At 65.5% G+C, this 14,342-nt stretch carries 11 protein-coding genes; 9 read left to right on the top strand and 2 right to left on the bottom strand.

The window, feature by feature from the left end; translation table 11 throughout:
• The first annotated feature begins 12 nt into the window (after positions 1-12).
• A complete protein-coding gene (locus tag FHS07_RS02200) occupies positions 13-2,061 on the top strand; it encodes a DUF7657 domain-containing protein (RefSeq protein ID WP_183418277.1) in 2,049 nt (682 codons plus the stop codon).
• A gap of 30 nt (positions 2,062-2,091) precedes the next feature.
• Here the strand turns inward: FHS07_RS02200 and FHS07_RS02195 are convergent, their stop codons facing one another.
• On the bottom strand, positions 2,092-3,504 hold the full coding sequence (locus tag FHS07_RS02195; RefSeq protein WP_183418276.1) for a sugar nucleotide-binding protein: 1,413 nt from the start codon (positions 3,502-3,504) through the stop codon (positions 2,092-2,094).
• 2 nt (positions 3,505-3,506) lie between these two features.
• On the bottom strand, positions 3,507-4,505 hold the full coding sequence (rfbB, locus tag FHS07_RS02190) for a dTDP-glucose 4,6-dehydratase (protein ID WP_183418275.1): 999 nt from the start codon (positions 4,503-4,505) through the stop codon (positions 3,507-3,509).
• An 81-nt stretch (positions 4,506-4,586) separates the two neighbouring features.
• On the opposite strand from rfbB, the gene rfbA reads away from it, so the two are divergent.
• The 8 genes from rfbA to FHS07_RS02150 all read left to right on the top strand — a co-directional run bounded on the left by rfbA (position 4,587) and on the right by FHS07_RS02150 (position 14,338).
• On the top strand, positions 4,587-5,471 hold the full coding sequence (rfbA, locus tag FHS07_RS02185; RefSeq protein ID WP_183418274.1) for a glucose-1-phosphate thymidylyltransferase RfbA: 885 nt from the start codon (positions 4,587-4,589) through the stop codon (positions 5,469-5,471).
• Positions 5,472-5,558: 87 nt separating this feature from the next.
• Positions 5,559-7,481, top strand: coding sequence for a rhamnan synthesis F family protein (locus FHS07_RS02180; protein WP_183418273.1), 1,923 nt, complete (start codon positions 5,559-5,561; stop codon positions 7,479-7,481).
• A complete protein-coding gene (locus tag FHS07_RS02175; RefSeq protein ID WP_183418272.1) occupies positions 7,478-9,406 on the top strand; it encodes a rhamnan synthesis F family protein in 1,929 nt (642 codons plus the stop codon). The genes FHS07_RS02180 and FHS07_RS02175 overlap by 4 nt, the downstream gene beginning before the upstream one ends.
• A gap of 22 nt (positions 9,407-9,428) precedes the next feature.
• Complete coding sequence (locus FHS07_RS02170; RefSeq protein ID WP_246383072.1) at positions 9,429-10,346, top strand: ABC transporter permease; 918 nt, start codon at positions 9,429-9,431, stop codon at positions 10,344-10,346.
• A complete protein-coding gene (locus tag FHS07_RS02165; RefSeq protein WP_183418270.1) occupies positions 10,346-11,554 on the top strand; it encodes an ABC transporter ATP-binding protein in 1,209 nt (402 codons plus the stop codon). The genes FHS07_RS02170 and FHS07_RS02165 overlap by 1 nt, the downstream gene beginning before the upstream one ends.
• A 54-nt stretch (positions 11,555-11,608) precedes the next feature.
• A complete protein-coding gene (locus FHS07_RS02160) occupies positions 11,609-12,235 on the top strand; it encodes a DapH/DapD/GlmU-related protein (RefSeq protein ID WP_183418269.1) in 627 nt (208 codons plus the stop codon).
• Positions 12,228-13,325: a DegT/DnrJ/EryC1/StrS family aminotransferase gene (locus FHS07_RS02155; protein WP_343054579.1), complete on the top strand. Its 1,098-nt coding sequence runs from the start codon at positions 12,228-12,230 to the stop codon at positions 13,323-13,325. Before FHS07_RS02160 ends, FHS07_RS02155 begins: the two co-directional genes overlap by 8 nt.
• Positions 13,322-14,338, top strand: coding sequence for a Gfo/Idh/MocA family oxidoreductase (locus FHS07_RS02150; RefSeq protein WP_183418267.1), 1,017 nt, complete (start codon positions 13,322-13,324; stop codon positions 14,336-14,338). Before FHS07_RS02155 ends, FHS07_RS02150 begins: the two co-directional genes overlap by 4 nt.
• Positions 14,339-14,342: the final 4 nt, after the last annotated feature.

Raw genomic sequence — 14,342 nt, 5'->3', positions numbered from 1 at the left:
GAGACCTGCTCTGTGACGAACACCCTCGCCCCTGACGTACAGCGTGCCTTCCGCGACCGGTACCGCAGATGGACGACGCCACGACCCGACGGGCTGCCGAACCGCGCGGTCGTGGGCGTGCCCCTCGGTATCCTCGGGGCGGTGCTTGTGGCCTTCGTCGCGCTGGGGTTGACGGGCTCGTCGACGGGAGTCGTCTACGACCTCATTCGTCAGGGCCAGGATCCTGCTTTGATCGCGGGGGAGCCCGAGCCGATCCGCAGCGACGAATGGTTCGTGCAGACGTCCTGGGTGATCTCGCAGGTGGAGCAGGATCTCCCGGCTCGTAATGAGACGTTCCCCGGCGGGATGGACGCGACTGTTCAGAACGACCTCCCCACCACCGATTGGTCGACGGCGCTGAGGCCGCACCTGTGGGGCTTCTTCTTTCTGCCGCTGGACCAGGCGATGGCGCTCAAGTGGTGGCTGCCGGGCTTCGCCGTGATTGCGGCCGGGTACCTCCTCTCCGTGGTGCTGATGCCACGTCGGCCCGTGACGGCGGCGGCGCTGACGGTGGGCTTCTTCTTCGCGCCGTTCTTCCAATGGTGGTACCTCTCCACCACGCTCTATCCAGCGGCGTGGGCGTTCCTGGTGATGACGACGGCGGTGTGGTGTCTGCGGTCACCACGACGACGGGGCGCGTGGATCCTTGCTGCCGTTACAGCTTGGACCACGGCCGCCATGGCGGTCGGGGTCTATGCCCCCTTCATCGTCCCTGTGGTCCTTGTCGCCGCGGCTTTCGTCGTGGGGGCGATATTGATGCCCACAGACGACCCCGTCCCGCTCCGTCGGCGACTGAGCCGACTGACGCCCCTTCTCGTCGCGGGCGCGGTCGCGGCTGTCGTGATGGTGGTCTGGCTGATCACGCGGTGGTCGACGATCCAGGGCTTCACGTCCACGGTCTATCCGGGCGAGCGCCTACAGAAGATGGGCGAGGGCGGATGGTCCGAACTCGCACAGCTGTTCGGAGGGTTCTTATCGTTCGATCTCGGTCGCACCGCCGGGAAGCCCTTCGCTATGAACATGTCGGAGGCATCGACGTTCTTCCTCCCCGGTTTGTTCCTGGTGGTCGTGATGGGGTGGCTTGCCGTAGACCGGTGGCGGACCGCACGCCGTGCGGATCCCGTGTCGATCGCGCTCGTCGTGGCGGGGGCGGTCATGCTCGCGTTCCTCTTGGTGCCGGGATGGGACGCGATCGCGCACCTGCTTCTCCTGGATCGCACGACATCCCCCCGTATGCGCATCGGCTTCGGCGTGCTCAGCTTCGTCATGGTGCTCGTGGTCGGCGCCGCCCTCGACGACAGACGGAGACGCGGGGCCGGCCGAGGGCCGTGGTGGGTCTCCCTGTGCGCGCTCGCTGTGGCCGTGGCATCGATTGCGATGGTCCTCTGGCGTGTGCATCGAACGGGGGGGCTGACGGTCTACCTGAGCGGCATCGGCCCCGCGGAGGTGGGCGTGGGTGTGGTTTTGGCAGTCCTCTTCCTCTTCTCGGTCGTGGCTTTCGCACGAGGCGGGGTCACGGCCGGCGCGATCGCTCTTCTCGTGGTGTCGATCGTGTCCAGCCTGGGAGTGAACCCCCTCTACCGCGGGGTGCTGGACCTGCGAGAGACCTCGACGGTCCAGGCGGTGCAGCAGCGAGACGAGCAGGATCCGGGAACCTGGGTGGGCATCACGTCGAGCTCGTTGCCCACGATGATGCTGGTCGAGGCGGGTGTCACCGCTTTGAACGGATTCCAGGGCGCGCCGTCCGCCGAGATGTGGGCGCAGATCGACCCGACCGGGGCAGCCGAGGAGGAATGGAACCGGCTGGGTATGGTCTCGTGGGTGCTCGGTTCCGGCGATCCCGCGCCACGAAATCCCTACCCGGATCAGGTCCAGATGACGTTCGACGCGTGCGCCCCCTTCGCCCAGGATCATGTCACCTGGGTGCTGAGCGAGGTGCCGATCGAGTCGGCATGTGTAGCCCTCTCTGAGACCGTGCAGGAGGGACCCACGACCATGCGCATTTACGAAGTGCAGAAATGATGAGGGGGGCCGCAGGCGGCCCCCCTCATGTCACCCGCGGAGATAGGTGTTCAATCGCTCATCGATGTCGCCCGTGACGACGGGGCCAGCGTCGTCCACGCGCAGTACGCTGTTGCGCGGACGAGGCGCCACCGGTGTGGGCGAGACCGCGAAGTAATCGTCGGTGCTTACGCCGGTGACCCGCTCGGGGTCGTGACCGGTGATCTCGAATACTTCGCGAGCGATGTCGTACCAGGTGCGGGGGGTCCCGGTCCCGGTGACGTTGTAGACACCGAAGGGGGCCGAACCGTCGATGAGGGCGTGCACCGTGGAGGCGATGTCGGTGGTGAAGGACAGGCGTCCGACCTGATCGTTCACCACACGCGGGTCAATGCCCCGCTCGGCGAGCGTCGCCATCGTGCGGACGAAATTCGCTCCGTCACCGATGACCCAACTGGTACGCAGGATGTAATGCCGCGGCACGGTCGCCACGATGGCGTCGCCGGCGGCTTTGGTCTGGCCGTAGACGCCCAGAGGCGACAGCGCGTCATCCGTGGAGTAGGCGCCGTCCTTCGTTCCGTCGAAGACGTAATCGCTCGAGACGTGCACGAGCAAGATCCCGTTCTCCGTCGCGATCCGCGCCAGAGCGGCTACGGCGGTGACATTGGTCGCCCACGCCTCCGTGCGGCCCTCGGGCGTCTCCGCGACGTCGACCTTGGTGTAGGCCGCGGCATTGATGACCGTGCCGTAGTCACGCCAGCGGCGCGCGGCATAAAGATCGGGGGAGGCGAGATCGAGCTCTGCCCGTGTGGTGTATTCGATCCAGGGGTGATCGCCGAACTGCTCGCGCAGGGCCCGGCCGAGTTGCCCGTTGGCACCCGTGATGAGGATCTTCTTCGGGGGCATCGGGACCACCTCGGCCAGACGCGGGTGGTTCATGTCCTTCGCGCTGATCTCGACGGTGTCGAGTGGGATGGGCCACTCGACCGCCGCGGTCTCGTCGGCGAGGTTGAGAAACGTGTAGGTCGCGTCGGGCGACCAGTGGTCGTTGACCAGGTAGGTGTACGCCGTGTCGGGGTCGAGAGTCTGGTATGAGTTGCCGACGCCGCGCGGGACGAAGATGGCGGTCGACGGGTCCAGCTCGGCCGTGAATACCGCGCCGAACGTCTCCCCCTCCCGCAGATCGACCCATGCGCCGAAGATCCGGCCGGTCGCGACCGAGACGTACTTGTCCCAGGGCTCGGCATGGATGCCACGCGTGGTGCCGACGGCGTCGTTGAAGGAAACGTTGTTCTGGACGGGGCCGAAGTCCGGTAGATCCACGCCCGCGGCCGACATCTTCTCGCGCTGCCAGTTCTCTTTGAACCATCCTCGGGAGTCGCCGTGGACGGGCAGATCGAGAAGGAGCAGACCCGGGATCGTCGTCTCGCGAGCGGTGAGGGTCTTGCCGAAAGCGGTGGCCACGATCACTGCCCCTTGCTGGCGTAGAACGCCTCGACGCCGTCTTTGGCCGGTGCCCACCACTTCTCGTTGTCTCGGTACCAGTCGATAGTCGCAGCGAGGCCCGACTCGAAGTCGCCGTAGGTGGGTGTCCAGCCCAGCTCCGTGCGCAGCTTCGTGGAATCGATGGCGTACCGCAGATCGTGTCCGGGGCGATCCGTGACGAGGTCGTAGGCGTCGGCCGGCTGCCCGGTGATCTGCAGGATGAGTTCGACGACGCTCTTGTTGTCCTTCTCGCCGTCGGCGCCGATGAGGTAGGTCTCGCCGATCTCGCCCTTGTCGAGGATCGTGAGCACTGCGGAGGAGTGGTCGTCGGCGTGGATCCAGTCGCGCACGTTCTCGCCCGTCCCGTACAGCTTCGGGCGAATTCCCCGCAGGACATTGGTGATCTGGCGGGGGATGAACTTCTCGACGTGCTGATAAGGGCCGTAGTTGTTCGAGCAGTTGCTGATGGTCGCGCGCACCCCGAAGGAGCGCACCCACGCGCGCACGAGGAGGTCGGAGCCCGCCTTCGTCGAGGAGTAGGGAGAAGACGGGTTGTAGGGCGTGTTCTCTGTGAAACGGGCCGGGTCGTCGAGCTCGAGATCGCCGTAGACCTCGTCGGTGGAGATGTGGTGGAAGCGCACATCGTGACGGCGCGCGGCCTCGAGGAGGGTGTACGTACCGATGATGTTGGTGTCGAGGAATGGACGCGGGTCGTGCAGAGAGTTGTCGTTGTGCGACTCGGCAGCGTAGTGCACCACGGCGTCGGCGTCGGCGATCAGCGGATCGACGACCGCCGCGTCGGCGATGTCGCCGACGACCACGCGCACGCGGTCCTCCGGGAGGCCCTCCAGAGAGGCCCGGTTGCCCGCGTAGGTGAGCTTGTCGAGCACGGTGACGATGTGGTCGGTGTGCGCGATGACGTGGTGCACGAAGTTGGAACCGATGAAACCGGCGCCACCGGTCACGAGAAGACGACTCATGCGCTCCAGATTAGCGGGCGGCGCTCGCCCGCCCCGGCGGTGCGATTGGCGTGCGTCCCGGTATGCGGAAGACTGGGGCGCATGCGCGGAATCATTCTGGCGGGCGGCACGGGCTCGCGACTTCATCCCATCACCCTGGGCATCTCCAAGCAGCTCGTGCCCGTGTACGACAAGCCGATGATCTACTACCCGCTGTCGACGCTGATCCTGGCCGGCATCCGTGACATCCTCATCATCACAACGCCGCAGGACTCCGAGCAGTTCCAACGGCTGCTGGGTGATGGTTCGCAATTCGGCATCTCCCTCACCTACCGCGTCCAGCCCTCGCCCGACGGTCTCGCGCAGGCGTTCCTCCTCGGCGAGGAGCACATCGGCTCGGAACCGGTGGCTCTGGTGCTCGGTGACAACATCTTCTATGGGCAGGGGATGGGCACCCGCCTGCGTCAGTACACCGAGCTCGACGGCGGCGTCGTGTTCGGTTACCGGGTCGCCGACCCGACCGCGTATGGCGTGGTCGAGTTCGATGCAGATGGACGCGTCGTCTCCCTTGAAGAGAAGCCGATCGTGCCGAAAAGCGACTATGCCGTCCCCGGTCTTTACTTCTACGACAACGACGTCATCGAGATCGCCCGCGAACTCACTCCGTCTCCGCGTGGCGAGCTCGAGATCACGGATGTGAACCGAACCTACCTAGAGCAAGGACGACTCCGTGTCGAGCTTCTCCCGCGCGGAACCGCATGGTTGGACACGGGGACCTTCGACTCGCTCAGCGAGGCGACGGAGTTCATCCGAACTGTGGAGAAGCGTCAGGGACTGTCGATCGGCTGCCCCGAAGAGGTCGCGTGGAGAATGGGATTCCTCAGCGACGATGAGCTGCGACAGCGTGCCGAGCCGTTGGTCAAGAGCGGTTACGGCCAGTACCTGCTCAAGGCCCTTGCACAGGGAAACATCGACGGCCCCCTCTAAGCTCGCCGGTGGTCTGCGTGCGGTTGAGGCCCCTGCCGCACCCGAGAAAATCACGGGATTTTCCGAGGGGTCGAACTGGAGCAAGCGTTGGTTTTCCCCCCCGATGGGCGTCGGCTCGTCGTCTACGTCGTGTACGACCGGCGCGGCGGTGTCGACGACTATGTGATCCACGCCTTAGAGGGGATGCGTGACCGTGCGTCTCACATTCTCGTCGTAATCAACGGGAAGCTCTCTGACGACGCCAGGCGGCGCCTCGCCCCCGTCTCAGATGAAATCCTGCTGCGCGAGAACGTGGGTTTCGACATCTGGGCACACAAGGATGCTCTCGACCACCTCGGACCGCGACTGGTCGATTTCGACGAGATCGTGCTGACGAACGACACGTGGTTCGGCCCCGTACGCCCATATGGACCGGTCTTCGACCGGATGGACGCCCTCGACGTCGACTTCTGGGGGATGACCGACCACGCCCGGGAAGAGCCAAATCCCTTCACGGGCGAGGGTGTGCTGCCATATCACCTGCAGTCGTTCTGGATCGCGGTACGCCGAAGCATGTTCGCCTCGCCGCAATGGGAGCGGTACTGGCGCGAGCTGCCCGAGATGCCGTCGTACTTCGACGCTGTGCTCAAGCACGAGACGATCTTCACCGAGACCTTCGTGGAGGCCGGGTTCGCGTCGGCGGTGGCGTTTGCGTCGGACGACTACCCGACCGACCACCCGGCGCTGTTCAACCCCACGTTGCTCATCGACGACGGCTGCCCGTTGGTCAAGCGTCGTCCGTTCTTCCACTGGCCGCCGTTCCTAGACCGGCATGCAGTGATTGGTCGCGCAGTGCTCGAGAAAGTGGAAGCGAGCGGCTATCCGACTTCGTTGATCTTCGAGAACCTCGCGCGGACGGTCCCGCCGAAGGTCGTGACCACCAATCTCGCGTTGCTCGACATCCTCCCGCGCACTGAGGTAACGGCATCCGAAGACCCGGCATCCCTGCGCGTGCTCATCGTGATCCATGCGACCGGGGTGGCCTCGGTGAGTCCGCTTCTGGAGCGGCTGTCGTGGTTCCCTGCGCCGGTCGACGTCATTGTCACCACCTCCGATCCTGAGCTGGCCCCGGCCGTGGAGGAGTTGCTGCTCAAGCACGGACAGAACATCTCCACCGGTGACGTGCGCGTCGTGCCGTCGGCGAACGGCCGCGACATGAGCGCTTTCCTGATCGGCTGCCGGGACGAATTGCTGAGCGACCGCTACGACGTCTTCGTCAAACTCCACGACCGTCTGCCTACCCGCCGTGGCAGGACCGTTTCGGAGTACTTCCGCCGGTACACGCGCGACAACCTCGTAGGAAGCCCGGCGTATATCGCGAATATGCTTGCGCTGTTCGTGCGCGAGCCGGGTCTTGGGGTCGTCTTCCCGCCGGTCATCCAGACCGGCTACGCCACGACCGGCGAAGGCTGGTCCTGGTATCGCGGGATGGGCCAAGACCTGGCCGATGATCTCGGTATCCGGGTTCCACTGGACGGAATCACCCCGCTGGCGCCCTTCGGCGGCATGTGGGTCGGGCGACCCGAGGGACTTGGCCCGTATCTCGCGGCGGAGTGGACCTACAACGACTTTCGCGATCGTTCTCGCGAGCTCGTCCCGGACATGCAGCGGTTGTTGGAGCGTCTAGTGTCGGCCGCGGCGGGGGAGCAGGGCCTGCACGCGCGGACGGTGCTGGACGCCGAGCACGCGAGTCTCACGCACTTGTCGACCGAGTACAAGATCGACCAGCTCGCCGTCAACCTGCCTGGGTACCCCATCGAACAGATCCAGTTCTTGCACCGTGCCGGCTGGATGGGAACGGCGGGTGCCGTGGCATTCTTCCGCATGTACATGAAGACCAATCACAACAAGGTCGTCCAGCGCCTCGATCCGATCATGCACCCGTTCGGTCAGGGAGCCCGCGCGGTGCTGCGACGCGTGCGCGCCGGTGCGGCCGCGGGACGCGCTCTGGTGAAGGGAGCCCGCAGGTGAGCGAAACGGAGATCGCGCCGGCGGTCCGCTTCCCCCACGACGGCCGCCGACTGGTCGTCTATACGATTTTCGATCGCCGCGGCGAGGTCGAGGATTACGTGCTTTACGCGCTGAACGCGCTCCGCGAGCATGCCGATCGAATCATCGCCGTTGTGAACGGGGTGCTCACCGATACGGCTCGCGAACGATTGGCCGGGGCTGCCGACGAGATCATCGAGCGTGATAACGCCGGATTCGACATCGGCGCTCAACGCGCCGCCCTGATCCATCTCGGCGACCGCATTGCGGAGTTCGACGAGATCGTACTGACCAACGACACGTGGTTCGGTCCCGTGCACCCCTTCGCCGCGGTCTTCGAGCGGATGAACAGTCGTCCCCTGCACTTTTGGGCGATGACCGACCACACCGCGGAGGACCACAACCCGATCACGGGCAACGGCACTCTCCCGTACCACTTCCAGTCGTTCTGGATCGCCGTGCGTCGCGAGATGTTCCAGACCGAGCGGTGGCGGCGATACTGGCGTGAGCTACCCGAGATCTCCACCTACACCGACGCGGTCGTTCGTCATGAACTCGTCTTCCACGGCACGTTCACGGGGAGCGGCTTCACGGGGGAGGCGGCGTTCTCGTCCGACGATTACGACGTCGTCAACGCCTCGTTGTTCGCCCCGCGCGCCCTCATCGAAGACGGCTGCCCGGTGCTCAAACGGCGACCGTTCTTTCACTGGCCCCCATTCCTGGATCGTCACGCGGTGATCGGCCGCTGGGCGCTGGAAGCGGCGGCGGAGGGCGGGTACCCGGTCGAGATCGCGCTATCGAATCTCGCCCGCAACGTTGCTCCGAAGGTGTTGAACGCCGACGCCGGGCTCATGGACGTCATCGGCCCCGATCACGCGCCCTACGATCCGGCTGCGGCGCTGCGGGTGGTCGTCATCGCCCACATCTTCTACGACGAGATGACCGAGGAGATGATCGAGCGCGCAAACACCATGCCGGGGCCGTACGACCTCATCGTCACGACCCCCGACGCCGAGCGCGCCCGCCGGATCCAGACGCGCATCGCGGCCTCGCCGGGGCAGCGAGGCGCCGTGTCGGTGCGGGTCGTCGCCTCCAACGACGGCCGTGACCAGAGCGCGTTCCTCATCGGATGTCGAGACGTGCTGCTTTCGGATGACTACGATCTCGTCGTCAAACTACACAGCAAGAAAACGCCGCAGGACGGGTACAACGTCGGTACGCACTTCCGCGAGCAGCAATTCCTCAACCTCCTGCACGACGACGAGCACACCTCCCGCGTGCTTGGGCTCTTTCAGCGTGAGGCAGGTCTGGGGCTCGCCTTCCCGCCCATGATCCATATCGGCTACCCCACGTTGGGTCGGGCCTGGTGGTCGAACAAGCCCGGCTTCGAGCGGCTGGCCGAGCGACTCGGCATCCGGGTACCGCTCGACGACGTGTCGCCGCTCGCGCCCTACGGTTCGATGTTCTTCGCGCGTCCGAAAGCGCTGCGCCTGCTGGTCGAGCATTCGTGGGAGTACTCCGACTTCGGCGGCGCGGAGGCGTACCACGACGGGGGACTGGCGCATATCCTGGAACGCATGCCGTCGTACGCGGCAGGCGAACTGGGTTACCACAGCCGGACGATCGTTGCACCCGACTACGCGGCGGTCAGTCACACGGCCCTCGACTACAAGCTCGACGAGATGGCCGGTACGACGCCGGGATACGCCTTCGAGAAGATCGACCGCCTGCGGGCGCTCGGATTCGTAGGCACCGGTTCCGGCAAAGATTTCCTGAGGATGTACATGCGCCTCAACCACATGGGTACTGTGCACCGGCTGAGGCGGTTGATGGACCCGAACAGAAGCCCCGGTCAGTGGATCGACCGGGCCGCGCGCATGCTGAAGAAACGACGAAAGAACTCATGACGGAACAGCGAGAATGCCAGCGATGAGCGAGGAGAGCGAGGCCCGATTCGCCCGCATTGCCGATGCGCCCTACGCGGTCGTCGATGTGACGGGTCGACGTACCACCGGTCGGCTCGGCAAGGTTGGAGAGATCCTTCAACGCCGCGACCTGTTGAACCTGCTCGTGCGCCGCGACCTGCAGGCCCGGTATCGCGACAGCTTCCTCGGCTTCCTCTGGACTGTGATACGTCCGCTGATCCAGTTCCTGATGTACTTCATCGTGCTGGGGCAGTTCCTGCGCGCGGCCGAGGGCATCGACGACTTCGCGGTCTACCTCTTCTCGGGTCTGACGCTGTATGTGTTCTTCAACGATATGGTCTTCGGCGCCACCGGATCGATCCTGCAGAACGGAGGGCTGGTAAAGAAGATCTATCTCCCGCGGGAGATCTTCCCCCTCGCGAGCATCGGCGGAGCGGGGTTCATGTTCCTCGTTCAGCTCGGTGTGCTGTTGGTGGCGGCCATGCTTTTCCGCGCGCTGCCCGAACCGGCCGAGATGCTCTGGTTCTTCCCGTCGGTCATTCTCATCACCATCTACGGGCTCGCCATAGGCCTGTTGCTGTCAGCTCTGAACGTGTATCTGCGCGATATCCAGTACCTGACGGAAGTGGTGCTGATGCTTGCGATGTGGGGTGCGCCGATCGTTTACTCCTGGCGAATGGTGCAGGACGTCATCAACCGTTTCCAGCTTCCCGAATGGGTCCTCGATGTATACGCCGCGAATCCCCTCACGATCGCTGTCCTCGGATTCCACCGCGCTTTCTGGGGCGCCGGAACGGCCGAGGATTATCCTTCCCAACTAGGTTTGCGAATGCTGATCGCCGGCGTCGTCGGTCTGGTTCTGCTCGTGATCTCGCATCGGGTGTTCACCCGGATGCAGGGCAACTTTGCTCAGGAGCTGTAATGTCGGACACCATCACCATCGCACCGGATATCGTGCGCCTTATTTCGGTCTCCAAGCATTTTCGAGTGCGCAAAGACAACAGCCTCAAGGACCGGGTCGTGCACCTCGGTCGTCTCGGAAAGTCTTTCCGTCGCGACTTTGTGGCGGTCGATGACGTCTCGCTCACCATTCAGGCCGGCACCACGGTGGGTCTCCTGGGCGCGAACGGTTCCGGCAAGAGCACGCTTCTCAAACTCATCGGTGGAATCCTTTCACCGTCGACCGGCCACATCGAGACCCGCGGCCGCATGGCCGCTCTGCTCGAGCTGGGGGCTGGTTTCCACCCCGACCTCAGCGGTCGCGAGAACGTCTACCTGAATGCCTCGATCCTGGGCATGACGCGCGAGGAGATCGATCGCGAATTCGACAACATCGTCGAGTTCAGCGGCATCGGCGACTTCATCGATACCGCGGTCAAGTTCTACTCCTCGGGCATGTACGTGCGTCTCGCTTTCTCGGTTGCGATCCACACCGACCCCGATGTTCTCCTCGTCGACGAGGTACTCGCCGTCGGCGACGAGACGTTCCAGCGGAAGTGCATGGATCGCATCACCGAGTTCCGCGCTCAAGGGCGCACGATCATCCTGGTGACGCACTCCGCCCAGCAAGTTGCGGAGCTGTGCGATCGCGGCATCGTGCTGAAGGACGGCGCGGTGGTGTTCGACGGCGAAACGCGCGCTGCAATCGGGGCACTGCGCGACGTGCTCGAGGGTCGCCGCGTCGGTGAGGCACCGCCTGAGCAGACCGTGCACCCCATCCAGGTCAAGCAGGTCGAACTGCTCGCTGACGACGGCTCCCTCACGAAGTCCGTGAATGAGGGCGACCCCCTCACCATCCGTGTGCACGTTGACTCGATGAAGCCGATCGATCGTTGGGAACTGGGCTTCAGTATCGATACCCCGCTCGGACACATGGTTCTCGCCTCCAACACCGAGATGCTCGCACACCGTCTCGACCCGATCACAGGTCCGGTGACGGTGGATCTCCGGGTTGCCTCCATCAACCTCGGCGCCGGTCAGTATTACGTCAACGCGAACGCCGCGGGCGTGAGCGAGCCCAGCAGCCACGGACTGTCGCAGGGGGCGCTCTTCACCGTAAGAACCCGAGAGGATGTCACCGTCGGAACCGTCGCAGCGAGCGTCTCTTTCGCCGGTTCATCGTCGAACTGAGTTCTTCTCCGACCGCACCGAGGGGCGCACCACCCCGCGCTAGGCTGGATTCCCGTGGAACAAGAAACCTCCCCGCTCGCGTCGACGTCTGCGACACGGATCGACCCGTCGGCCGATGTGACAGGCGCGACCATCGGTGCGGGCTCGTCGGTTTGGCATCTTGCGCAGGTGCGAGAGGGAGCGGTCGTCGGCGAGAACTGCGTCATCGGTCGCGGCGTCTATGTCGGCTCGGGCGTCTCCGTGGGCGACGGGTGCAAGATCCAGAACTACGCCCTGGTTTACGAGCCCGCACGCCTGGAGCCGGGGGTCTTCGTCGGGCCCGCGGTCGTCTTCACCAACGACACGTACCCTCGGGCGGTCAACCCAGACGGCAGCCCGAAGTCGGCTTCGGACTGGACCCCGGTGGGCGTGACGGTCCGGGAGGGAGCGTCGATCGGCGCGCGGGCGATCTGCGTCGCCCCCGTCGTGGTCGGGCGGTGGGCGACCGTCGCCGCCGGCGCCGTCGTCACCAAGGACGTCCCCGATTTCGCGCTCGTCGCCGGAGTTCCGGCGCGACGCATCGGGTGGGTCGGCCCCGCCGGCCTGCCCCTCGAGGATCACGGCGACGCGTGGGTGTGCCCGCGCACCGGCGCCCGATTCGTCGAGTCCGATGGCGCACTCAAGGAGGAAACCCGTGCCTGACCTCATTCCCGCTGCCAAGCCCCTCATCGGCGACGACGAGCGGGCTGCCGTCGATCGTGTGCTGCGCAGCGGCATGATCGCCCAAGGCCCCGAGGTGGCAGCCTTCGAGCGCGAATTCGCCGAGCACTTCGTCGAGGGCCGTGAGACGGTCGCCGTGAACTCGGGGACGTCTGGTCTGCACCTGGGCTTGCTTGCCTGCGGTATCGGCCCGGGCGACGAGGTCATCGTGCCGTCGTTCACCTTCGCCGCCACCGGCAACTCGGTCGCCCTCACCGGAGCAACCCCCGTGTTCGCCGACATCGATCCGATCACTTTCACCCTCGACGTCTCCAGCGTCGAGGCGGCCATCACGCCGCGAACGCGCGCGATCATGCCCGTGCATCTCTACGGACACCCTGCCGACATGGTGGGACTTCATGCTCTCGCCGAGCGTCACGATCTGATGTTGTTCGAGGACGCCGCGCAGGCACACGGCGCTGCGTTGCACGGCCGTCCGGTCGGCACCTTCGGCTCCTTCACCATGTTCTCGCTCTATCCGACGAAGAACATGACCAGCGGTGAGGGCGGCATGGTGACGGCCGCGACATCCGAGATCGCCCGCTCGCTGCGCTTGCTGCGCAACCAGGGCATGGAGCGGCAGTACGAGAACGAGATCGTCGGCTTCAACGCCCGCATGACCGATCTGCACGCCGCTATCGGACGCGTGCAGCTGACCAAGGTCGATGCCTGGACGCAGAAGAGGCGAGAGAACGCGGCTTACCTCGACGCGCACCTCGTCGGTGTCATCACCCCGATCGTCGCCGAAGGTGCTCATCACGTGTACCACCAGTACACCGTCCGCATCCCGGAGGATCGCGCCGGCTTCGTGAAGGCCCTGCGGGAGGAGCATCAGGTGGGGAGCGGCGTCTACTACCCCATCCCCAATCACCGGCTGCCGTCACTGGCACGCTACGCGCCCGGGCTCGACCTGCCCGAAACAGAAAGCGCGGCGCGCGAGGTCGTTTCGCTGCCCGTGCACCCGTCATTGAGCCACGATGATCTCGCGCGCATCGTCGCCGCGGTCGAAGCCGTTGCCGGAGCGGGAGCGTGAGCGCCGTGCTGCGTGCCGGGCTCCTGGGACTGGGGATGATGGGGCGTCATCACGCTCGTCTGTTGCGCGAGATCGACGGCGTCCAGTTGGTCGCCGTGGCGGACCCGGCAGGAGACGCGCATGGTGTCGCGGGCGACCTCACGGTGCTGCCTGATGTCGAGGCCCTTGCATCCGCCGGGCTCGACATCGCGGTGGTGGCCGTCCCGACGCGCTTCCACGCCGCGGCGGCCGGAATCCTGGCGGATGCGGACGTGAACGTCCTCGTCGAGAAGCCCATCGCCGACAGTTCGAAAGAGGGACAGGCGCTCGCCGACCTCTTCGAGTCGCGCGGTCTGATAGGTGCCGTCGGACACGTCGAGCGCTTCAATCCCGCTCTGCAGCAGTTGCGCGCCCGGCTCGCGGACGGGGAGATCGGTCAGGTCTACCAGATCGCCACGCGCCGCCAGAGCACGTTCCCGGCCCGCATCGGCGACGTCGGCGTGGCGAAGGACCTCGCCACCCACGACATCGATCTCACCGCGTGGGTCGCGCAGTCGCGGTATGCCGCCGTGTCCGCCCAGACGGCGTTCCAGAGCGGTCGATCTTTCGAAGACATGATCGCCATCTCAGGACGTCTCACCGACGGCGCCGTGGTGAACCACCTCATCAACTGGCTGAGCCCGATGAAAGAGCGCGTCACCGTCGTCACCGGTGAGCGCGGAACCTTCATCGCCGACACCGCGACCGCAGACCTGACCCTCCATCGCAACGGCACCGCGGCACTGGAGTGGGAGTCGGTCTCCACGTTCCGGGGAGTCTCCGAAGGGGACGTCACGCGGTTCGCCTTCCCCAAGCGCGAGCCGCTGCGCGCGGAATTGGAGGCGTTCCGCGATGCGGTGAACGGCGAAGTCACGACGCTGTCCACGATGCGCGAGGCCGTGCACGTGCTGCGCGTCGTCGAGGCGTCGCTGCAGTCCGCAGGCGATGAGGGCCGTCTCGTTCGCACCGCGGAGACAGCCGCAACCCTCGTCTGATCAG

Origin of the sequence: Microbacterium proteolyticum, assembly GCF_014192415.1 — a bacterium.
In the GTDB taxonomy this organism is placed as follows: Bacteria; Actinomycetota; Actinomycetes; order Actinomycetales; family Microbacteriaceae; genus Microbacterium; species Microbacterium proteolyticum.
This window is presented reverse-complemented; position numbering and strand designations above follow the sequence as displayed.

Bases quoted from the DNA above. Each gene is read 5' to 3' on its own strand.
- rfbB (WP_183418275.1), bottom strand. From the start codon at position 4,505: ATGAGTCGTCTTCTCGTGACCGGTGGCGCCGGTTTCATCGGTTCCAAC.
- rfbA (WP_183418274.1), top strand. From the start codon at position 4,587: ATGCGCGGAATCATTCTGGCGGGCGGCACGGGCTCGCGACTTCATCCC.
- FHS07_RS02170 (WP_246383072.1), top strand. From the start codon at position 9,429: ATGAGCGAGGAGAGCGAGGCCCGATTCGCCCGCATTGCCGATGCGCCC.
- FHS07_RS02165 (WP_183418270.1), top strand. From the start codon at position 10,346: ATGTCGGACACCATCACCATCGCACCGGATATCGTGCGCCTTATTTCG.